At 64.6% G+C, this 23,810-nt stretch carries 12 protein-coding genes; all 12 read left to right on the forward strand.

The genetic code is table 11. The features are described from left to right. Positions 1-299 precede the first annotated feature (299 nt). Positions 300-9,365 carry a T1SS-143 repeat domain-containing protein gene (locus DKK67_RS01050; protein WP_111493550.1) on the forward strand — a complete coding sequence of 3,022 codons (9,066 nt, stop codon included), beginning with the start codon at positions 300-302 and terminating at the stop codon, positions 9,363-9,365. A 3-nt stretch (positions 9,366-9,368) separates the two neighbouring features. Beyond that, positions 9,369-11,552: a type I secretion system permease/ATPase gene (locus DKK67_RS01055; RefSeq protein WP_111493552.1), complete on the forward strand. Its 2,184-nt coding sequence runs from the start codon at positions 9,369-9,371 to the stop codon at positions 11,550-11,552. Then, entirely contained in the window at positions 11,549-12,847 is a 1,299-nt protein-coding gene (locus DKK67_RS01060) for an HlyD family type I secretion periplasmic adaptor subunit (protein ID WP_111493554.1), read from the forward strand. Before DKK67_RS01055 ends, DKK67_RS01060 begins: the two co-directional genes overlap by 4 nt. A 51-nt stretch (positions 12,848-12,898) precedes the next feature. Further along, positions 12,899-14,191 (forward strand): TolC family outer membrane protein, encoded by a 1,293-nt coding sequence (locus DKK67_RS01065; protein ID WP_162628706.1) that lies wholly within the window; start codon positions 12,899-12,901, stop codon positions 14,189-14,191. Beyond that, positions 14,188-14,790, forward strand: a complete 603-nt coding sequence (locus DKK67_RS01070) for an OmpA family protein (protein ID WP_111493558.1) — start codon at positions 14,188-14,190, stop codon at positions 14,788-14,790. The genes DKK67_RS01065 and DKK67_RS01070 overlap by 4 nt, the downstream gene beginning before the upstream one ends. Next, positions 14,787-15,302 (forward strand): hypothetical protein, encoded by a 516-nt coding sequence (locus DKK67_RS01075; RefSeq protein WP_111493560.1) that lies wholly within the window; start codon positions 14,787-14,789, stop codon positions 15,300-15,302. Before DKK67_RS01070 ends, DKK67_RS01075 begins: the two co-directional genes overlap by 4 nt. A gap of 606 nt (positions 15,303-15,908) precedes the next feature. Further along, on the forward strand, positions 15,909-17,303 hold the full coding sequence (locus DKK67_RS01080; RefSeq protein ID WP_204355698.1) for an undecaprenyl-phosphate glucose phosphotransferase: 1,395 nt from the start codon (positions 15,909-15,911) through the stop codon (positions 17,301-17,303). 20 nt (positions 17,304-17,323) lie between these two features. Beyond that, complete coding sequence (locus DKK67_RS01085; RefSeq protein WP_162628707.1) at positions 17,324-17,800, forward strand: low molecular weight protein-tyrosine-phosphatase; 477 nt, start codon at positions 17,324-17,326, stop codon at positions 17,798-17,800. A gap of 49 nt (positions 17,801-17,849) precedes the next feature. Next, positions 17,850-19,004, forward strand: coding sequence for a polysaccharide export protein (locus DKK67_RS01090; RefSeq protein ID WP_111493566.1), 1,155 nt, complete (start codon positions 17,850-17,852; stop codon positions 19,002-19,004). Between the two features lie 12 nt (positions 19,005-19,016). After that, on the forward strand, positions 19,017-21,281 hold the full coding sequence (locus DKK67_RS01095) for a polysaccharide biosynthesis tyrosine autokinase (protein ID WP_111493568.1): 2,265 nt from the start codon (positions 19,017-19,019) through the stop codon (positions 21,279-21,281). A gap of 94 nt (positions 21,282-21,375) precedes the next feature. After that, the gene (locus DKK67_RS01100; protein WP_111493570.1) at positions 21,376-22,734 is read left to right on the forward strand and encodes an O-antigen ligase family protein; all 1,359 of its coding nucleotides are present in this window, start codon (positions 21,376-21,378) and stop codon (positions 22,732-22,734) included. Further along, the gene (locus DKK67_RS01105; protein ID WP_111493572.1) at positions 22,712-23,809 is read left to right on the forward strand and encodes a glycosyltransferase family 4 protein; all 1,098 of its coding nucleotides are present in this window, start codon (positions 22,712-22,714) and stop codon (positions 23,807-23,809) included. The genes DKK67_RS01100 and DKK67_RS01105 overlap by 23 nt, the downstream gene beginning before the upstream one ends. Position 23,810 lies beyond the last annotated feature (1 nt).

Below are 23,810 nucleotides of genomic sequence, written 5' to 3' on the forward strand. Positions count from 1 at the left end.
GAGGCGCTTCTGTGTCGTCGTGCTCTTTTTATGGTCTTTGCTTTTTTAGTCGTTGCTTGTGCGCTCTGTCATGTGAAGGCGCGTCGCACGTTCCCTTGGCGCTTATCGTCGCCCGAACCCCGACCGTCGTCAATCACGGCCACATTCCTGAGACGCTCGCCAGGGCGCTCCTTAACACAATTTGACGCTTTTCGCCCTTGATCTAGTCTTAATTAAACGTAGCGCCTTGATGTCACGCTGTTATAGCAGGCGCTTTCGCCGACAGGTCGGTGTCGGTTGCAATCCAGGACGGAAGTCGCGTGGCGAAGGAAGGCGAACCTCTCTACATACTGATCGATGGCCAGTTCTGGCAGGTGCTGGACGACGGTACCCTGGTGGCGGTGTCCCCGGACGACATCCCGCCGGAGGCCCAGGTCATCGATGCCATCGACGGCATCAACGCCAGCCCACAAGCGCCGCCGGCCGACAACGGCGAGGCGCCCTCAGCTATCAGTGGTGCGCCCCCGACCATCAATGTGGCTTCGTTCTTTGACACGGTCCGCCGCGATGGCGACGAGGTCCTGCCGGAATCCGGCTTCCAGACCCGCCAGTTTGACGATAGCAGTCGCCTGGGGGCGTTGCAGGCCGGCGGTTTCGGTGAGGAGTCGCCGTTACCGCCGCTGGACCCCAACGCCGCCGTCACCGTCACCATCGACGACAAGGGCGACGGCTTCATCAACCGTTACGAGATTCCGGTGGTCGACCTGTTCGGCGACGCGGTCGAGTTGCGCGACGGTCAGTTCCTCGACGTGGTGGTGACCGATTCCGAGGGGCAGTCCATCACCTTCGGCACCGGCGTCAACGGGAATGCCTGGAGTCTGCCGGCGCGGGATCTGAGCACCCTGGCCGAGGGCGAGGTCACCGTCGTGGTCACCGCGCGGGACAACTACGGCAATTCGGTGTCCGCCACCGACAGCTCCGTCATCGACACCCTGGCCGAGATCAACGACGACTATCAGTACAACGGCGGTACGCTGCTTAACGCCGAGGAAGTGCTGGACGTGGGCATGACCGGCAGCACCTCGGACATCGGCGAAGGGCGGGCCATCACGATCACCTTCACCGACAGTGCCGGCGCCTCGGTCAGCCGTGAAACCACCCTGGATGCGGACGGCGCCTACGCCATCGACGACGTGGACCTGTCCGGACTGGCAGACGGCGATATCAGCGTGACCCTGACCAGCACCGACCTGCCCGGCAACATCGCCGAAAGCGTGACCACGATCGTCAAGGATACCCAGGCGGCCATCGATCTGCGCTTCGCCGGCGACCCGCCCTACGGTGAGGATGAGGTGGGGGCGATTGCGGTCACCGGCACCGTGCAGGACGTGGAGGCGGGCCAGACCGTGACGGTGACGGTCAGCGATGGCACCAACAGTGAAACGGTCACCGCGATCGTTGCCGACGATGGCACCTGGACCACAGACTCCCTGGATGTCAGCGGCTGGGACGATGGCACCCTGACCGCCGAGGCGGACGTCACCGACGTGGCCGGCAACGATGCCAGCAACACCACGACCACCGAAAAGGACACCGAAGTCACCATCGACATCGATGCGGACGTGAATGCGGACACAGCACTGGATATCCAGGCCCTGCGGACCCAGTCTCCGGTGGCGATTTCCGGGGTGACCGATGCCGAGGCCGGCCAGACGGTGACCCTGACGTTCGCCGATAACCTGGGGCAGTCCCAGCGCTTTACCGCGACAGTCCAGGCGGATGGCACCTGGTCGACGACGGTGCAGGTGGACCAACTGGGGAGTCTGTCGCCCTGGACCCTCAACGCCAGCGTGACCGACGTGGCGGGCAATACCGCCGCCGATGCGACGCCGACCCTGATCACCCCCACCCGGGCGATTCTTTCGGAGCAGGCGCTGGACGTGTTCCCGGACGGCTATTCCGCCACCAGCACCATCCGCATCGAGCAATACGACGAAGTGCGCTTTAGCGAGGGCCAGGATGACCTGGCCAGCATCACCGCCGGTGGTATACCCCTCACGGTGGACGTGGCCGCCGATGGCCAGTCGCTGACGGCGAGCGATGGTACGGACGATGTGTTGACCGCGATGATCAATGCGGACGGCACCATCACCGTCACCCTGCTTAAGCCCGTGGACCAGACACTGCTGACCAATGTGGCCCGCACGGCGCTGGCCCTGGAAGCCACCCAGAACGACGCCGACGGCACCAGCGAAACCGTAATCGTGGATGCGCAGGTGGATATCCGCGATGCGGGTACCTTTACGGTCGACGATACCTACACCGCCGTTGAGGCGGAGCCGGTCAGCGGCAACGTGTTCGACAACGACAACCTGGCGGAGGGCCCCCTGACGCTCACGAGCATCCGCGTCGATGGCACGTTGTACACGGTGACGCGGGCCAACCCCGCGGTCGTCAGCACGTCCAAGGGGGAACTGACGGTCAACGTCGACGGCAGCTGGACCTTTACCTCATCCCGCAACCTGGACAATACCGTCGACCAGAGCCTGACGTTCGAATACGACGCCCTCGACCAGGACCGGGACTTCGACACCTCGGAAGTCACCATTGATATCCGCGACGGGGCTCCGGGCGTCGTGGGCAGCGGCGTCGTGAATGCCGACGAACCGGTGTACGGCAGCGGCACGCCGCAAGAAGTGGCGTTCCGGGTGGAGGCCGGTTCCGACGACCTGGACCCGGGCTCGATCGCCTTCGGTGAAGGCCAGCAGGCGCTGCTTGACGCCCTCAACATGACCAGCGGTGGTGTGGCGGTGACCTACACCGTATCCGGCAATACCGTCACCGCCTCGGCCGGTGGCAACACCGTGTTCGAGATGGTGCTGTCAGCGGTGGATGACAACGGCGACCTGCAGGCGACGGCCACGCTGACCCAGAGCCTGCCGCTGGATCATCTGGACAGCGACGACCTGTCCTTTCCGCTGGTGGCCGTGGCAGTGGATCTGGATGACACCGAAGCCACTGCACAGTCCACGCTCGTTATCGCCGATGGGGCCGACCCAAGCACCACATCCACGGATGCCGCCCTCAGCGAGGATGACCTGGCCACCACGGCCCAGGTCACCGGATCGGTTGATCTGACGATCGGCAGCGACGCGATCGACGGTCTGGCGTTCAGCGCCGAGCAGTCGGCCACCCTGACCAGTGGCGGCGAGCCGATCCAGTTCCAGGTGTCCGCGGATGGCCTGACACTGACCGGTTATACCGACGATCCGGGCGACCCGGTCTTCCAGATCGTGCTGGACGGGGACGGGGCGGGCACCGCCGATGCCAGCGTCGGCTATACCTTCGATCTGTATCGCGCGCTGGACCAGCTGGATGCGGATGGCAGCCGCTCCGACCCGTTGGACTTCGGCCTGAACTACCACGTCGACGATGCCGATGGTGACCGCACCAACGGCCAGATCAGTGTCAGCGTCAGCGACGGCGACCCGGCCACGGGCAGCGGTGTCTCGGTCCAGCTCACCGAATCGCCGGTGGCTCTGGCCAATCCCGGAACGCCGTCATCGGCCTCGGTCGACTTCAGTCTGACCGCGACCCAGGACCCCATCGTGGACGCCGTCTTCGACCTGACCGAGGGGGCGACCGTCCAGGACGATGGCGGCAACACCCTAACGCGCAACGGTGAGGCGCTGACCTGGACGCAACTCGATGGCCGCCGCTGGGAAGCGGTCGACAGCCAGGGCAGCACCGTAGTGCGCCTGAGCCTGCCAACCACCATCGATATCGCGTCCGGAAGCAGCCAGACCGTCCCCCTGACGGTCGAGGTGCTGGCCAACATCGATCACATTGCCTCGGACAACCTGACCCTGCCGGTCAGCATTGGCTTCGCCGACAGCGACGGCACCGTAACCAGCCTCGACGCGGACGTCAGCATTTACGACGGTCGCGCCCCCTACATCTCCAGCATCGACGATCTGGCGACCGACGAAGACGAAACCCTGTCCGGCACGTCCGACGACACCGGTACGGTGGGCGGCCTGGTGGGCAGCGACGGCCTGACCGGGTTTGGCGTGACACTGGATACCGCGCTCACCAGCCAGGGCAATGCCGTGACCCTGGCGTCGTCGGCCAACGCCGACGGCTGGTGGATCGCCAGCGCCGGCGGAAACGAGGTCTTCCGGGTGCGCCTGGGGCTGGATGGCACGACCGAGTTCCGGTTAGCCGGTCCGCTGGATCATCCGGATGGGGCCGGCGAGAACAATCTGCCGGTGGACTTCTCGGTAACGGCGTTGGACGGCGATGGCGACGTGTCCAATGCGGTCACGATGACCGTCGACGTGACCGACGATGTGCCCGTGGAGCAGGACCAGTCCCTGCGACTGACCGAAGGCTCCAGCCGGTCCATCAACCTGCTGGCGGATGGTCGCGGCGGGGCGGACGGCGCCACCCTGACGAGCATCACCTACGACGGCACCGGCTACGATTTCGCCACCGACGGCGACCCGCTGGTTATTCCGCTGTTCGACGCCAGCGACGTGCAGTACGGCGAGGCGACCATCCAGTCCAACGGCCAGGTGACCATCGAAACCATACCGTCCCTCAACGCCAGCTTTGCCGATGCCCTGGACTTCACCGTCACCGATTTCGACGGCGACGAGGCCACCAATACTCTCGACCTGGACATCCGGGACGAGGAGGGCGTCATCGAGATCGGCCCGCTGGAAACGCCGGAGGATACAGCGCTCACGCTCACGTTGACCGCTAACCCCGGCGACCTGGACGACAACGAGGCGATCCGCTTGATCACCTTCGACCTGGCTGGCCTGCAGGGCGGCACCCTGACGCTGGACGGCCAGCCACTGGCCACGGACGGCAGCGGCAATCCGGTGCTCAGCATCGCCGATGGGTCGCTGGTGCTGGTGGATGCCGCCACCGGTGAAGTCCAGCCCGGCGGCACGCTGGTGTTCACCCCGGCGCTGAACACCTCGGATCCCACCCACGACTTTGCACTGGACGTGTCCATGACCGTCGAGGCGGATTCGGGGACGCGTAGCCAGGATGCCAGCTTCGACCTCAGCGTCACGCCGGTGGTGGACGACCCGGTCTGGGACGACGCCGCGGTGTTCAGCTACACCATGGACGAGGACGCCGCCGCACCGAACCTGAGCCTGCAGGCCAACCTATTCGATACGGACGGCTCGGAAGCGCTCAGCTACCGCATCGAGAACATCAGCAGCGAGATCACCCTGCGCACGTCCGGGCGCACCATCGGCAACGGCGACACCCTGACCCCGGCGGAGCTGGCGAGCCTGACGGTTGGCGTGACCGGGGACTACGCCGGGCGACAGACGTTCGACGTGATCGCCATTGCCGAGGAAACATCCACCGGCGAGACCGCCGAGATCCAGGAGACGGTCACGCTGGACGTGGCGCCGGTGGCGGACACCCCGACGCTGCAGACGTCGAACGTCTTCAGCCTGGAGGACGAGCTGATCCCGCTGTCGAACGTCATTGATGGCGAGCTGACCGATACCGACGGCTCGGAAACCCTGAGCTTCGAACTGACCGTGCCGGCCGACTGGGCGGTTACCGATGCCGACGGCAACCCGTTGGGGGGCGTGTCCGACGGCGTGTTCCGGGTGTCGGCGGAGGCGGTGGCCAACGGCGACGTCTTCCTGAAACCGAAGGAAGACATCAGCTCCATCAACGGCAACTTCACCGTGTCGGTTGTGGCGATCGCGACCGAATCCAGCGCCGACGGCATCGAACCCAGCGTTGAGGAAACCCGCTCCAATCCCCGGGACGTGACCCTGGTGATCAAGGGCGTGGTGGACACCCCGTCCGTTGGCCCCGGCCCGGACGACGCCTGGGATTTCGATCAGGACTCCCTGACGATCAGCGGCACCTACGACGAAGATGAGCTGATCCCGCTCAATTTCGAGGTGGGCACCAACGACGACGACGGTTCGGAAGTGTTCGACTTCGTTATTCGCGACCTGCCCGAGGGTGTGGCGCTGGTGGATGCCGATGGCAATCCCGTGGACCTGCTGATCAGCGGTGAGTACAACGGCCAACCCACTTATTCGCTGACCGCCGCCCAGCTTGGCAACCTGTATGTAAAACCGCCTCAGGATTACAGCGGCGACCTCAGCTTCAGCCTGCAGCAGTTCAACACCGAACCGGATGGCGATACCGGCGGGTTCGATCTGACGGTGGACATCACTCTGGCGCCGGTGGTGGATACCGACGATGGCATCTCGGTGGGCAGCGCCGGGGCCGAGGATAGCCTGATTGTCCTCAATATCTTCCCGGGGACGGCGGATACCGACGGTTCGGAAACCGTCACCAACGTGATCCTCCAGGCATTGCCGAACGGTGCCCAGCTGTTCTACGCCGGCACCGTGCTGGAGATCCCGCCGGGCGGTCTGGATCTGGCGGCCTTCGCAGACAGCCAGGGGCTGACCCTGACGGAACTCAACGCCTCCGGTGACCTGACGGTCCAGCCGCCGGAGGACGCCGCCGGTACGGCGAGCGTGTCGGCCGAGTTCGAGATCACCGACACCGCGCCGGGAGGCGAGACGGCGGTTCGCACCGTGTCCGGTTCGCTGGATGCCAGCGTCACCGCGATTGTCGATGACGAACCGGAAGACGGCATTACCCGCATCGAAACCACCGACGACACGCTGGTGTCCAGCGACGGCTCGGCCATCAGCCTCGACGGCGCCGCGCAGTTCGTGGAAGAGGACATCGACGGCTCGGAGTACCTGGACTACATCAGCATCACGCTACCGGAAGCCGATGGCTGGTTTGTGTCCCATCCCAACGGGGCCATCAACAACGGCGACGGCACCTGGCTGATCCCGGCGACCGGCCTGACCTCGACCAGTGCCGTGGATGCCGCCGCCGAACTGCTGGCCGGCGCCACCCTGGTGAGCGACCACAGCACCTCGGGTGCGGTGGAGGTGCTGATCGAGGCGCGGGTGATCGACACCAGCGTGGGCGATGACGCGGACATCATCCGCGATACGCTCCAGGTGGATTTCCAGACCGGCGGCAGTGCCGGCTCCGCCGACGCGGTGGATACGGTTCAGGATTCCATTATCGATGGCCTGGAAAACGAGACCGTCGATACCGACGGCCACCTCAACACCGGTGCGGCCGGCGACGCCAACGACGTGGTCAGTTTCCGCATCGATGCCGCCGATGTGCCCTACGGCGGCGCTATCAGCGGGGACGACGTGATCGTCCGCTACGCCGACGACGGCACCACGCCGATCGAGTACCTGTTCACCAACGCGAGCCTTGGCAGCCTGCAGATTGTCGGTATCGATGGGGATTTTGCCGGTGCCACGTCGATGACGGTCAACAAGATCTCGACCGATCCCCTGGGGGACACGGTGGTCACCCAGGAAGATCTCGCCATCGAGATTGGCCCGGTAGTGGACGACGTGGCGTCGCTGGGCACGTACGAACTGCTGGAAGACACGCCCCAGCGGCTGAACATCGATCTGGATACGCTGGTGGGGGATCGCAGCACCGAGGCCGCCGAGGGCATTGAAACGGTCACCGAACTGCATTTCATCGGTCCGGTGGACGGTTCGTTCCTGGATCCGGACGGACTGCTCACCAGCGACGGCTCCGGCGGCTACATCCTCAGCGATCCGAGCCGTATCTCCGATATCTTCTATGTGCCGCCGGAGAACAAACACGGCAGTGTCCAGCTCGATTTCGAACTCACGATCCGCGATGAAACCACCGGCCTGACCCTGGGCAGCCTGGAGAACCCGGCGGAAGACACTGTCCAGTCCAGCGTGACGTTCGACATCCGGGCGGTCACCGACGAGGCACCGGTCACTGCCGACACCGTCATCGGCGACGAGGACAGCGACATCGCCCTGACCGGCCTGAGCGTGACGGACGTGGACGACGACGGCTCGGAATCCCTGTCGATGGAAATCTCCGGTGTGCCCAGCGGCGCGGTCCTTTTCTGGGACAGCGGCAGCGGTCTGGTGCAGCTCTCCCAGGCCGGACCGGACGGGAACGGCGGCACTGTCTGGACCTTCGCCGCGGACCAGATCGACGACCTGGTGCTGCGCCCGCCCCGGGATTTCGCCGGCGATATCGACCTGACCCTGACGTCCATTTCGGCGGAACGCTCGACCGGCGAGGTGGTGACCAGCTCGGCGGACTTCACCGTGGGCGTCAATCCGGTGGCCGATCCGGTAGCGTTCTACCGCGATAATGACGACAGCGTGAGCGCCAGCGAGGGCGACCCCATCACCATCGGCCTCTATGCCCAGACTCAGGAGGCGGTCGATCCCAACGAGACCCTGGTGGTCACCTTCCGCATTACCGAACCGGCGCCCGACGGCCTGATCGGTATCCGCTCGCCGGACGGCAAGGTGGGGCTGTTCCAGTCCCAGGGCGGTGAGCTCGTGGCGCGGGTGGTCACCACAGCGGCGCAGATTGCCACGATGCAACTGCTGACCAGCGAACACGCCTACGGCGATTTCGACATCAGCATTGAAGTGGGGGCGGTGGATTCAGCGGTGGTGCTGGGTGACACCGTCACCGCGGAAACCGCCGATGGCAGCACCCTGCAGGACACCGTCTCGGTCAGCATCGAGCCGGAGCCGACGCCGCCGCTGATCACGCTGGATGGCGACCAGATCGTCGCGGCAGACACGGTCATTCCGTTGGGCATCACCCTGGAAACCATCAACCCGGCGCCGGGGGAGACCAGCGATATCGTAGTGTCCGGGTTGCCGGACGGCATCACCCTCAGTGCGGGGACCCGGTCCGGATCGGACTGGATCGTCGACGCGGCGGATGTCGAGGGTCTGAGCATCACCAACGCCAATCCGGGGGATGCCTATTCCCTGCGCTTCGAGCCGCGTTCGACCCTCGATGGTGAGACCGTCACAGGAGCGTTCGGTGCCATCGATATCGTTGTGGCCGCGACCACCGGCGACAACACGCTCATCGGCACCGCCGGCAACGACGTCATCATCGGTGGCGACGGGAACGACACGCTGACCGGCAATGGCGGCGCCGACACCTTTCTGTTCCGGTCGGTCGACGCCGGAGCGGCCGGGTCGCCGGCGGCGGATAGCATTACCGATTTCAGCGTCAGCGATGACGCGGTCAACCTGTCGGACCTGGCCGCCGGCCTGAGCACCGGCGCCGAGGTGGACACCGTGGTGGACCTCGAGGAAAGCGGTGGCACCACCACCCTGGAAGTGGATCTGGGATCCGGCAACGTCCAGACCATCGCCCTGGATGGCGTCAGCAAGGACGATCTCTACGGGGCGTCCAGCTCCGGCGTGTCGGACGCCGACATCCTGCAGAAGATGCTGGATGACCAGACGCTGCTGACGGGAGGCTGACCCATGAGTCCACCGACCGCCGCCATCCAGCCGGAATCGTCCCGCCAGCGCCTCACGCCGGCCGAACAGTGGGCCGGCCTGCTGCGTTACCTGTGCCAGCACTTCCAGCGCCCGGCGATACCCGGCGCGGAGCTGCGGGAGCTGGATCAGGAGGAGCAGCTGTCGCTGAATTCGCCGGCGCCGCTGGCCCTGGCGCGCCGCTTCGGCATTGAGCTGGAACCGGGGCGTTTCCGGGCCAGGGAACAGGCTGACGTCAACCTTTTGCCGGTTCTGGTGATCCACAACGAGCAACTGAGCCTGGTGGAGTCAGTCGACGGCGACCAGGCGATCCTCTGCCCGCTGGGCAATGAACGGCTGCGCTTTCATGCGCCTCTGGCGTCGTTGACGGGGCCGTGTCTGGTGGCCTCGGCGGGGAGCCCGTCCGACGCCCGCGCTGAGGACCTGATTCCGCGCAAGGAGCGGCACTGGTTGCTGCAGGCCCTGTGGCAGGCGCGCCCCTGGTACCGCGACCTGCTGTTTGCCTCGCTGATGGTCAACGTACTGGCGCTGCTGGTGCCGCTGTTCACCATGAACGTGTACGACCGGGTGGTGCCCAACCAGGCCATGGACACCTTGTGGGTGCTGGCCTCCGGAGTGACCCTGGCGCTGTTTTTCGACTGGCTGCTGCGCAACGCCCGGGCGGAGATCACCGATATGGCCGGGCGACGCATCGATGTGTCCGTGTCCGGCCAGCTCTATCGCAAGGTGCTGGGCATGAAACTGTCCCAGCGCCCCAAGTCCGCCGGCGCCTTCGCCCGTCAGTTGCAGGACGTGGACAGCGTGCGCGAGTTCCTGACCTCCGCCACGCTGGTGGCGCTGGTGGATCTGCCGTTCACGCTGATGTTCCTGGCGTTGATCGCCTGGCTTGGCGGGCCCATGGTGCTGGTGCCGATGGTCGCGCTGGCGGTGCTGGTGACGGCTGCCCTGATCGCTCGCCCCAGGATGGCAGCCGCGATTACCGAAACCGGCCGGCTGTCCTCCCAGCGCCAGGCGCAGCTGATTGAAACCCTGCAGACCTTGCCGGACCTCAAACAGACCAACCAGGAAGATCGCCTGTCCCGGCGCTGGCAGCAACTGGTCGGCGAGCTGGCGGACCAGGGCATCCGCTCCCGCGGCGTCACCGCGTCGCTGTCTCACCTGATGATGCTCAGTCAGTACCTGGTGACCGTGGCGCTGCTGGTGATGGGGGTGATGCGCATCTCCGAAGGCCTGCTCAGCATGGGCGGACTCATCGCCATCGTCATGCTCAGCGGGCGCGCGGCCCAGTCCATGGGGCAGGTGGCTGTGTTGCTGCTGCGCTACACCCAGACCCGTTCGGCCATCACCGGGCTGGACACGATCATGGCGATGGAGCAGGAGAACCAGCAGCACAGTGTCACCGAACTGGCCTTTGCCGGTGCCATCCGTACCGACGCCTGCAGCTTCCACTACCCGGAGCAGAACGAAGCGGCGCTGGAGGCCTTGTCACTGCAGCTCAAGCCGGGGGAGCGGGTCGCGATTGTCGGTAATTGCGGCTCCGGCAAGTCCACCCTGCTGTCGCTGCTGGCCGGCCAGCACGAGCCCAGTCGGGGGCTGGTCTATTACGACGACGTGGAGCGATCCCGCTGGCCCCTGGCGCATCTGCGCGAACACATCGGCTGGCTGCCCCAGTCGCCGCTGCTGCAGTGGGGCACGGTGCTGGAAAACATCACCTGTGGCCAGCCGGTCACCGATGAGACCGACCTGCGCCGGCTGATCGTCGACCTGGGCATCGACCGCTTCATGGCGCAACTGGGCAACGGCCTGCAGTCCCAGGTGGGCGAGGGCGGTCAGGCCCTGTCCGGCGGCCAGCGGCAACTGGTGGCGCTGGCCCGGGCGATGGCGCGCGATCCCCTGTGGCTGCTGCTGGACGAACCCACCAGCGCCATGGATGACGCCATGCAGCAACGGGTGGCGGCGACGCTGGCGGGCCTGCCCCAGACCCGCGGATTCGTGATCGCCACCCATCGCCAGGGGCTGTTGAAACTCTGCGACCGGGTGCTGGTGATGGATCAGGGGCGCGTCGTGCTCGACCAGCCCCGCGCCGACTTCGAGCAGCGTTCCCGGGTCCGCAGCAAGACCGCAGCACGGCGCAAGGTGACCGTGCGGTCGCGGGCGGAGGGCTCATGAGCACGTCCGGCTACTGGCAACAGCTCCGGCGCGCCTACGGCGCCCGCAAGGTGATCTGGCTGATTGGCGCGTTGGTGATCAGCAGCATCGCCTGGTCGGCGTTTGCCGCCATCGACGAGGTGGTAAAGGGCCAGGGCAAGCTCGTGCCCTCGGCTTCGGTGCAGCGGGTGCAGAGCCTGGATGGCGGCATCCTGCGCCAGCTCCACGTGCGGGAGGGCCAGACCGTGGAAAAAGGCCAACTGCTGGTCACCCTGGATGAAACCCGAGCGCGGGCCAGCTACGCCGAAGCGCTGGCGCGGGAGAATGCGCTGGAGGCCCGCCGCAACCGGCTGCTGCTGGAGCTGGAGGCGGTCGCGGGCGGCGGGTTTGAGAGCACGCCGCTGACAGACGCCTCGCTGGAAAAACTGGGCGGCGAAGCGGCCGGCTATCGCGCCAACCTGGCGCAGTTGCAGGGCCGCATCAACAGCGCCCGCGAAAAAATCGTCCAGCAGCGCCGGGGCTACTCCGAGGCCCTGCAGAAAAGCCAGACCCTGAAACGCTCGCTGGCGCTGCTCCGGGACGAGATCGAAATTACCGCCGATGCCGTCGATCAGGGTGCCCTGAGCGCGGCCGAGTTGCGCAAGCTCAAGCGCGACCGGGTCAGTCTCGAGGGCCAGATCGAAGCGCTGGATTATGAGATCGGGCGGCTCGAGTCCACCATCGCCGAGGCGGAACAGGCGCGCGGTTCACTGTTCCAGGAATTCCGCGCCCGGGCCCAGTCTGACCTGTCCGACACCACCGCCGAGCTGGCGCGGGTGCGTGAGCAACTGGCCGGCCTCAACAGCCAGCTTCAGCAGACCCGTCTATACGCCGGCATGGCGGGCACCGTGAAAGCCATCGACGTCACCTCCATCGGCGGCGTGATCCGCCCCGGCGAAACCATCCTGGACATCGTACCCGAGGGCGATCAGCTGTTTGTGGAGACCCGCATCGCGCCCCGGGACATTGCCCATATCCACGAGGGCGACGATGCCATCATCAAGCTCAGCGCCTACGACTTCGTGATCTACGGCGGCATTCGCGGACGCGTGGAGCACATCAGCCCCGACGCGCTGACCAACGAAGACGACGAATCCTACTACCTCGCCCATGTGGTTGGCGACTCCGGCGACTGGGGCGCTGCAAGCTGGCAGGGGAAGCCGCTGATCCCCGGCATGCAGGCACAGGTGGACATCCTGGCGGGTAAAAAAACCATCCTCCAATACTGGCTGAAGCCGTTGCTGCGTGCGCAGGCTGAGGCAATGCGAGAACCCTGATTGAGGTACTTCATGAGAGTGAGACGTCACACCGTAAGGAGTGCAGTGTTGATGTTCGCCTGCAGCCTGGCAGGGGCGGCCGGCGCCCAGACGCTGGAGGAAGCGGTTGCGGCGGCCGTTGACAGCAACCCGGGGTTGGGCGAGCGTTTCGCGCGCTACCGCTCGGTGCTGGAGGATCGCGAAGCGGTCACGTCAGAGTATCTGCCCCAGGTCAGTGTGCGGGCCGGCATCGGGCCGGAGCATACGGAATACAGCTCGGGGCAGCTGATCGACGAGGACCTGACCCGCAGCGAGGCCAGCCTGAGCGTCTCCCAATTGCTGTTCAACGGCTTCGAGACCAGTGCCAACAGCGACCGGCTGGAATACGAAGCGGATGCGGAACGCCTGCAGCTGCTCGCCGAAGCCGAGGATCTGGCCCTGGCCACCAGCCAGGTCTACCTGGATGTGCGCAAGGCCGAAGAGCTGGTCGAACTGACCGAGCGCCACGTGCGCGGCCACCTGGAGATCCTCGACGACGTGCGTAACCTGGCCTCGCGCGGTTACGCCAACGAAGCCGACATCGCCCAGGTCAGCGCCCGCCTGGCCAACGCCCGCGCCTCGCTGGTGGCGGCCAACAACAACTACCAGGATGCCCGGGCGCGCTTCCTGCGGCTGGTGGACCAGGCCCCGGTGAATCTGAAGGATCCGGTTACCGACGACACCCTGTTGCCGGACACCGTCACCCAGGCCATCGACTGGGCGCGGCAGACCCATCCCCAACTGCAGGCCGCCTTTGCCGATATCCGCGCCGCGAAAGAAGAAGTGGAGGCCAGCCAGTCGGGCTACTACCCACGCCTGAGCCTGGAAGGCTACGCCACCACCGGCGAGGACATCGGCGGCTTCGAGGGCCGTGAGGAGGATTACCGGTTGATGCTGGTCATGGAATACGACCTCTACAACGGCGGGCGCGACAAGGCACGGTCCCGATCCTCCAACTGGCGCTACAACGAGGCCCTGGCGGTGCGCGAGCGAACCGAGAAAGATCTGGTCGAGGGGACTCGACTGTCGTGGAATGCGTACCAGGCCCTGAATGACCAGCGCGCCCTGGTTCAGCAAAGCGTGGACGCCTCGACCCTGGCGGAGACCGCCTACATCACCCAGTTCCGACTGGGCAAGCGTTCCCTGCTGGATCTGCTCAACGCCAAAGTGGAGGTGTTCATCGCCCGGCGCACCTACATCAACACCCGCTATGACCAGCTCCAGGCCCGCTACCGCGTACTGAACGCCACCGGACGCCTGGGCTACGCCCTGCGCCTGAACTATCCGGACGAATGGGATGAAGCCAACCGGGAGGACAGCGAATGAACCATCCATTGCCAGTTGTTCTGTTGGCGGGGTTACTGCTGGCGGGCTGCCAGTCGGCCCACGTGGAGGAGGGCTACAGCCGTACCCAACTGCTGGATATCCGTGACCTGGACGGTGACGGCGTGGTCAACGTCCGGGACCTCTGCGGCGACACACCGACCACCAGCGAAGTGGGTGTGGACGGCTGTGCCGAGTGGACCCTGGAGTCGCGCCACCGGGATTTCGTGTTCCGTTTCGATTTCGACAGGCAGACTCTGCGCGAGGACCAGATTCCGGTGCTGACCGAGGTGCTGCAGATGTTACGGGCGCATCCACAGGCCCGCATCGTGCTGGTGGGAGACACCAGCAGCGAAGGCACGGACGATTACAACCACCGGTTGGGCCAGCGCCGTGCAAACACCATCGTCAATGCCCTGGTGGGGCGAGGCATGGACCGAAGCCGGGTGGTGGATATGGTCTACGACGACCCGGCGCTGACGAACATCATGCAGCAACGTCAGCGGCGTACCATCGTCCGGGTGTTCTACCCTCAGCTTGAATCGATTCCCAAATGGACCATCTACACCACCGAGAACCAGCGGCAGGAGGCTTCCCAATGAAATACGGACTGATCCTTTGGGCCGTCCTGGCGAGCCAGGTGGCGCAGGCCGACGAGCCGCTGCTGGATCTGCTGGCGGAGCAGCCACTCAAGGTGTCTCCGGATCCGGCGGTCCTGATCCTGGGCGGCGCTGATGCGGCCCTGTCCCAGGGGCCCTGGTCAGAAGGGGATGTGCTCGCCTTCAGTCAGGCCCACGGCTACCGGCCAACCGTGCTGCCCCTGACTCATGTGGCGGCCAGGGAAACGGCGGACGGCGAGGCCGCTGAAGAAGACTCTGACCAGGCGAATTTCTACCGCGCCGACCCGCAGGTGGCCTACTACCTCTACGTCAACCTGCCGCCCGAGGCCGGCGGACGCGAGCGTCTGGCGCCGGCGCTGGGCGACTTGCTGGAGCCGGCGTTCCAGAACAGGCTTGCGGATCGGGGCTTCGCCACCTTGCCGGAGGTGTACCGGCAGCTCTGGCGGGTGCGTCTGGGGCAGCAGCCTCCGCGCTATGACAACGGTTATCTGTGAATCCGTGGATGCATGCCCGGCAATGGCGTCGGGCGACGTCGCAGTAGGAGGGCGCAAGTACCTGCCTGTCTTCAGGTTACAGGGCGGGCAGCGTGGTCATAAGGATAGTGGTTTTCCAGCTTTTCCGAATCCCCTTCGGAGTTAAATCTTCCTTACGCAAACTTCATGGCTTTGTAGTCTGATCTTCATGGCAAACGGTGCATGCTTTTGGGGCGCACAGGACGGGCGTTTGCGCCTTTTTGCGCCGTTTTACATTTGCAGTGTGACCACAATGCATACATTGACCGTTTCGTCGACGGTCGCGCACCGTAAAAGGCCCGTGCCGACAACTCACGGAATGTAAGCCCCGGCGACGCCCGGTGTGCGGATCAGGGTCCGCGCCTGGCTCGCTGGTCTGAATTATGCAGCGTTCGCTTGAGGACCTTCGAATCGGTGCTGTACGGGCTGCCTGTCCATCCTGGGAAGTGATGACTGGCGGTATAGACAGACCGGGATTGTGGTAGTTCCTGGAGTGCAGGCCATAAAACGCATGGAGAGGATTTTATGGGTGGGCACCATCTGAAAGATGCCACGCCTCACAGTGTGGTTAGGGAAGGGCAGTCGCCAGTGATTCGACTGCATCAGTCCCGCATTCTTGCGCTGTTCCGCGCATTCGACTGCTTCGTCATCCTGTTTATGCTCTGGGGTGTACTGAACGTGGTGGGTGTGCCGCTGGACAACGGTTACACCTTCCTGGGTGTGCTCTCAATCATCCTGTTCGGGTTCTTCGCCGAGAGCAACGAGGTTTATTACCTGTGGCGCGGCCTGTCCACGCCCAAGCTGGCCTCCCGGCTGCTGGCGGCCTGGGCGGCCACCGCCCTGGTGACCTTTACCGTGGCGCTGCTGGTGGGTCTGGTGAAGTCCGTGGACCACAGCGCCGTCCTGACCTGGATTGCGGTGACGCCGGTTGCGATGGTGTTCCTGCACTGGGCGCGTCGTGAGTTCCTGTCGCTGTACCGCGGCCAGCGCACCCAGCCGCGCCGTGTGGCGGTGGCCGGTGCCAATCGTCTGGGATCGCGTCTGGTGGAATCCATGGAAGGGATTCCCTGGATGGGCTACCAGGTGACCGGCTATTACGACGACCGTGCTCCGGCCAAGGACATGGCGCGTCGTCTGGAGGGTGAGGAGATCAACGTGTGCGGCGGCTTCGACCAACTGTTCGAGGACGCCCGCGACGGCAAGATCGACATCATCTTCGTCACCCTGCCGATGAAGGCCGAAGACCGCATCCGCGAGATGGTTGATCGCCTGGCGGATACCACTGCCTCGGTCTACCTGATTCCGGATGTGTTCAGCTTCAACCTGGTCCATTCCCGGCTGACCGGCATCCAGGGCATTCCCGCCCTGAGCATCTACGACACCCCGCTGGTGGATCATGGCTGGAGCAAGCGCCTGGAGGATGTGTTGCTGTCCCTGGCGATCCTCACGCTGATCGCGATTCCCATGCTGATCATCGCCGCTGGCGTGAAACTGTCCTCGCCGGGACCGGTGTTCTTCAAGCAGACCCGTTACGGGATGCGTGGCGAGAAGATCAAGGTGTGGAAATTCCGCTCCATGAGCGTTTGCGAGGACGGCCCGGACGTGCCCCAGGCGCAGAAGGAGGATCCGCGCATCACCCCGTTCGGCGGCTTCCTGCGCCGTACCTCCCTCGACGAGCTGCCGCAGTTCTTCAACGTGCTGGGTGGCACCATGTCGATCGTCGGCCCGCGTCCCCACGCGGTGGCTCACAACGAGTTCTACCGTGGCCAGATCCAGGGCTACATGCTGCGCCACAAGGTCAAGCCGGGCATCACCGGTCTGGCCCAGATCAACGGTTTCCGCGGTGAGACCGACACGATGGACCTGATGACTGGGCGCATTGATTACGACCTTGAATACATTCGCAACTGGTCGCTGTGGCTCGATCTGAAGATTGTCTGGTTCACGATCTTCCGCGGCTTCGTTGGTCAACAGGCCTATTGACGGGCCAGGGTATCGATAACGTGTCTTCTTCACTGAGCATTTCCCGAATCCTCGTGCTGTGCGTCGGCAATATCTGCCGCAGCCCCATGGCTGAGGTGCTGCTGCGCGAAGGGTTCCGACGCCGCGGAGCGGGCCGGGTCCAGATCCGTTCAGCGGGTATTTCCACGATCGACGGACGCGAGCCGGATACCAACGCGCGTCGGGTCCTGCAGGTCAACGGCCTGGAATCCCAGGGTCTGCACAGCCAGCGGGTGCAGTCGGAAATGATCGCCTGGGCCGAGTTGATCCTGGTGATGGAAGACTTCCAGAAACAGTACATCGAGAGCGAGTTCCCCGAGGCGCGCGGCAAGGTGTTCCTGATTGGCCATTGGCGCAAGGCCCAGGTTCCCGACCCCTACCAGGGCGATTACTCGCTGTTTGAAGCGTCCTATCAGCTCCTGAGCCAGTGCTCGGAGGACTGGGTCAGCCGCCTGTCACAAGCGCTGGCCGACGCCTGATTGGACGCTCGCCGAAGCCGGATTTCACGATTGGATTAGGAAAAAGTGTATGTTGCCACCACGTTGGAAAAATGGGCGATTGCTGGGACTGGCCGGTGTGGCCCTGGTGTTGCAGGGATGCGCCGTCGCCCCGGGCATGGAGATGTCTGGCACGGGCGTACCCGATGAGGTCACGCTGAAGGGTGAAGACACCGGACAGGGGCCGGTCCAGGTCAAAGTGCATCCGATCACGGCCAACCTGATTGCGGCCATGCGCTCCCAGACACCGCAATCGCTCGGTGAGGTGCCGGATGGCTCCGCCGACCCGGCGAGCTACGCCTATGAGGTCGGTCCGGGCGATATCCTGTCGATCACCGTCTGGGAACATCCGGAACTGACCATCCCGGCCGGCTCCTTCCGCTCCGCCGAGCAGGCCGGCAACCTGGTGGACAGTGACGGCTACATCTTCTTCCCCTACGCAGGTCGTCTTCAGGTCGCGGGCAAGACCACCGAGGAGATTCGCGAAGCCCTCACGCTGGCGCTCGATCCCTTCATCGAGAACATCCAGCTGGACGTGCGCGTGATTTCCTTCCGCAGTCAGCGGGTCTACGTGGTGGGCGAAGTCGACACCCCGGGCGTGCAGGCCATCGATGACGTGCCGCCGACCCTGCTGGAGATGGTCAACCGTGCAGGCGGCTTCACCGACCTGGCGGATCGCAGGGACGTGACGCTCAGTCGTGACGGCCAGACCTACCGGGTCAACCTGCAGGCGCTGTATGAAGACGCGCGCAAGCCCCCCGAGTTCATGCTCCAGAACGGCGACGTGGTCAATATTCCTGACATCAAGAACGATAAGGTCTTTGTCGTGGGCGAGGTGGTCGAACCCGGCGACATCCAGATGGAGAACAACCGCAAGACGCTGGCCCAGGCGCTCAGCGAAGCCGGCGGCGTGAATCCGGCGACATCGGATCCGGGGCAGATCTTCGTTCTGCGCGGCGCTGGTGTCGACGGGGAGCCGGAGATCTTCCACCTGGATGCCAGCTCCGTGGACGCCATGCTGCTGGCGGATCGCTTCCCCTTGCAGGAGCGCGACCTGGTCTATGTGGAAACCGCCGGCATCGTGCGCTGGAACCGCGTGATCGGCAACCTGGTGAACACGGTCAACGTGCTTGAATCGACCAGTAACACCAGTTACCCGCTTTTCAATAACCGGCAAAGCAACTAGGCAGGGATAGCGATGCAGAACTCGGATAACTACACCTCGGAGCGTCCGGGAATGGCGGGGCAGGCCGCGCCTGCCGCCATGCCGCATGTCCAGCAGGACCCACTGGGCGAGGAGTCGGTCAAGCTGGGGGATTACTTTGCGATCCTGATGGAGCGCAAATGGCTGATCGTCCTGATTACGGCCCTGGTGACCCTGGGCGGGGTCGGCTACGCGCTGACCGCGCCGCCGGTCTACCAGACCGATGCGTTGCTGCAGATCGAGCAGCAGAAACCGATTGGGTTGCGCCAATTGGGCGGCGATCCGGCGTCGATGCTGACCCAGGAGCCGCCCATCGTCGCCGATGTGGAAATCCTGCGCTCGCGCATGGTGCTCGGTGACGCCGTCCGCAATCTGGGGCTGGAATACAGCGCCTCGCCACGCCACCTGCCGGTGATCGGCGCCACCTTCGCCCGCCGGTTTGAGCGGGATAACGAGGGTCTGGCGGACCCCATGTTCGGCTTCAACGAGTACGCCTGGGGCGGCGAGTCCATCCAGCTCGATAACCTGGAAGTGCCCCAGTCGCTGCTCAACAAGCCGCTTACCGTGGTCGCCGGCCAGGAAGGCCAGTACCAGGTGAAGGATGCCGAGGGTCGTCTGTTGCTGACCGGTCAGGTGGGCCAGGTGAGCGAGACGGCGTTCGACGGCGGCCAGCCGCTGAAAGTGATGATTTCCGAGCTGGTGGCCCGTCCCGGCACCCAGTTCAACATGGAGCGGGTGTCGCCGCTGGAAGCCATCAAGCACGTCGAAGGCAACTTTTCGGTTAGTGAGCGTAGCAAGAATTCCGGCATTCTCGGGTTGTCCCTGACCGACACCGATCCGGCGCAGGCCAGCCGCATCCTGAACGAGGTTGCCCAGGTTTACGTCCAGCAGAACATCGCCCGCAACTCCGCCGAGGCCCAGCAATCCCTTGAATTCCTCGAGCACCAGTTGCCGGAGCTCAAGGAAAAGCTGACCGCCGCCGAGGAAGCCTACAACGACTACCGTATCGAGTACGGCTCGGTGAACCTGGACGAAGAAACCAAGGTCATGCTCGATACCGCCGTCAAGGTGGATCAGGAACTGCTGCAGCTGCAGCAGAAATGGGACGAGCTGCGTCAACGCTTCAAGCCCGACCATCCGACCATGATTGCGATCAGCCAGAAGATCAATCGACTGGAATCGCGCAAGGCGGAGCTCGACCAGCAGTCCGAGAGTCTCCCCAAGGCCCAGCAGAAGCTGCTGCGTCTGAGTCAGGATGTGGAGGTCAACAAGGCGCTCTACACCAAGCTAATGTCCACCGCACAAGAGCTGCGGGTGGCCAAGGCGGGTACCGTCGGGAACGTCCGCATCATCGATGACGCGGTGCCGATGAATGTGCCCGTTGCGCCCAACCGTAAGCTGATTGTCCTGGTGGCCGGCATGGCCGGTGTCTTCTTCGGCATTCTGGTGGTGCTGGTGCTGCGCGCCCTGCGTGGCGGCGTCGAGGATCCGGACGAGATCGAGCGCAACCTGGGGCTGCCGGTCTACGCCACGGTGATCCACAGTGATCGCCAGGCCAAGATGAGCCGCAGCAAGGCCTCGCGCAAATCGCGGATACTGGCGGACGTGGCGCCGGACGACAAGGCGGTGGAGAGTCTGCGCAGCCTGCGTACCACGCTGCACTTCTCCCTGCTGGGCGCCAAGAACAACCTGATCATGCTGACCGGTCCCAGCCCGCAGATCGGTAAGAGTTTCGTGACCGTGAATCTGGGGGCGGTACTGGCCCAGAGCGGCAAGCGCATCCTCATTATCGATGCCGATATCCGCAAGGGCCGTATGCACCAGACGCTGGGCATGCGTCGTGACCAGGGTGTCACGGAAATGATCACCCGCGGCGGCTCGCCCATGAGCTACGTGCGCAAGACCACGATCCCGGGCTTGCACCTGCTCAGCGGTGGCCAGCTGCCGCCCAACCCGGCGGAGCTGCTGCTGCACGAGTCCTTCGGCCGCAAGGTGCTGGAACTGGCCGAGCACTTCGACTACGTGCTGATCGATGCGCCGCCGATCCTGGCGGTGACCGACGCGGCCATCATCGGCCGCCTGGCGGGCACCAGCCTGATGGTGGTCAAGGACCGCACCCATCCGATGCGCGAGCTGGAGCAGTCCTCCAAACAGCTCCAGCAGGCCGGCGTCACCGTCAACGGCGTGGTCTTCAACGACGTGCAACTGCATCGCCAGAACCAGCAGCGCGGCAACTACGTGTACCAGTACAAGTATTGATGTCCCGTCTGCTGCGCCCTTGGGGAGCGCCTGAACGCTTTGGTGGCAAGGCGTTCAGGCGGTCAGTCGAGCAACGAACGAGCCTGCCCAGCCCATGTCAATGACCACGGTCGCCAGTTCCTACAACGCACAGCGGATGTCTCCGCGTCGCCGCCTGCTGATCCAGCGGGCGCGCGACGGCATGGTGCTGTTCTTCGTCTTCATGACGATCCTGGAAAGCGTCAAGATTGATATCGGCCGTCTGGCGAACCTCAAGCCCTTCATCATTGTGATCCTGGCGCTGGCGTTTCACTACGGCATCATGGTGAAGCGGTTTCGCTGGCGGCCCGAGTTCAATGTGTTCGTGGCCTGGTGGCTCAGCCTGTTCATCCCGGCGCTGGGCGGCACCATCATCTCGATGCACCACTTCATCGTCATCGCCCTGGGGCAGCTGCTGTTGCTGGGTTATCTGACGCTGACCTACACCTACCTCTACGATCGCGAAAACGGGGTCATCAAGGTACTCAACGCGCACATCCTGGTGGGCATGTTCTGCGCGGGGCTCTCGTTCCTGCAGATCGTGGGCTATTTCGGGGGCATCAACCTGGGGGTGTCCCACGCGCACACGGTGGGCTTCCCGCGGGCGGAGTCGATCTTCACCGAAACCGACTGGCACGCCATGTACATGGGTTATGTCGGTCTGTTGCTGACCGTGTGCGGCAAACACCTGATCCGCGAGAAACTGCATTACCAGCTGGCCCTGGGGGCGACGCTGATGTCGCTGATCCTGTCGTTCGGGCGTACCGCGACCTTCGCCTACATCGGTTGTCTGGGAATCTTCCTGCTGGTGCGTCGGCGCTTCGGGATCATCGCGGTGGGCGGCGCCCTGGTGTTCATGCTGATGCTGTGCATCCAGCTCAAGGCACCGTTCATCCCCGACTCGCTGGTCCAGCGCTTCAACGTGGTGTCGACCATCGAGGACAGCAGTACAGACTCGGGGGCGCTGGACTCGCGCCTGTTCGCCCTGGAGATGACCTGGTACTTCGTGCAGCAGGAGCCCTTCTGGGGCAACGGCGCCGGCAGCATTCAGGAGTTGGTGGACCGCATCGATCTGCGTGAGCAGTACGCCAGCGGGGGCATCATGAACGCCGGGCGTGGGGGTACCAATCTGTTCCTCACCAGCCTGTTCGACTCCGGCATCCTGGGCCTGCTGGTGGTCATCGCGGTGCTGACCGTGCTGTTCCGAACGGCCCTGCGCAGCTACCGCATCACCCGACGGGCGCGAATGGCGCCGCAGCGGGATATTGCCCTGTTCCTGGTGCTGGGGCTGGTCTATTTCATCGTGAACTGCATGTCCAACAACTTCATCCGCTACCCGCTGGTGTGGCTGCACTTCGTGATGATTTTCCTCTATCACCGACAATTGCTCGAAACTTTCCGGGGAGGCGCCCATGCGAATCCTGCATTACGTTAGGCAGTTCCATCCGTCCGTGGGCGGTATCCAGGACGTGGTGCTGCAGATTGCCAGGCGCCAGATCGCCGCCGGCCACGAGGTGGAAGTGCTCACCCTTAACCGCACCTTTGGCAGCGACGAGATCCTGCCGGAGACGGACGAGATCGACGGCATTCGCATCACCCGTGTCCCGTTCCGGGGCATTCGCCAGTACCCGTTGGTGAAGCTGGATCTGGACACGGTCAATCGCTTCGACGTGTTCCACATCCACTGCGTCGATTCCATGCTGGACAAGTTGATCTTCCTGCGCCGGCGCATCCGGGGTGCGGTGTTCCTGACCACCCACGGGCTGTACTTCCATACCGAGAAGTTTGCCCGCATCAAGCGTTTCTTCTACCGCTTCGTCACGCCCCGGGCACTGGCCCGGGTGGACCGGGTGTTCGCCTGCAGCCGCAACGACTACGAGCTGATCGGGCGCATCATTCCGGATCCCGAGCGCCTGATGCTGGTGGAGAACGGCGTGGCGCTGGACAAGTTCCTGCCGGCGGCGGACGCCGAACGCAGTGGTGACATGGTCTACATCGGCCGCATGGCCGGGCACAAGAACGTGGAGGCGCTGATCGACCGCTTCCTGGAGCTGGACGACGACGGCCGTCGCCTGCACCTGGTGGGCCGCGACTTCGACGGCACCCTGCCGCGCCTGCAGGCGCGCAACCTGCCCGAGCGCGTGGTGTTCCACGGCAGTATTTCCACCGCCGAGATCGCGGCCTTGGCGGCGCGCTGTCGTTACTTCGTCAGCGCCTCGTCGTTCGAGGGCTTCGGCCTGTCGGCGGTGGAGGCCATGGGCGCCGGCCTGATCCCCATCCTCAACGACATCCCGCCGTTCCGCGAGCTGGTCGACAATCATGGCGGCCACCTGATCGACTTCGGCGAGCCGGGCAGTCTGGCGGCGGTCCTGCGGGAGACCGCTGAAGCACCGGCGCTCGACGATCTGGGGCGGCGCCTGCAGGCCAGCGTGAGCCAGTATTCCTGGGACGAAAAAGTACGCGCCATTCTCAACCAGTACCAGCAGTGCCTCGCCCGAGCAGCATCATAGG

It is taken from the genome of Marinobacter bohaiensis (assembly GCF_003258515.1).
Lineage (GTDB): Bacteria > Pseudomonadota > Gammaproteobacteria > Pseudomonadales > Oleiphilaceae > Marinobacter_A > Marinobacter_A bohaiensis.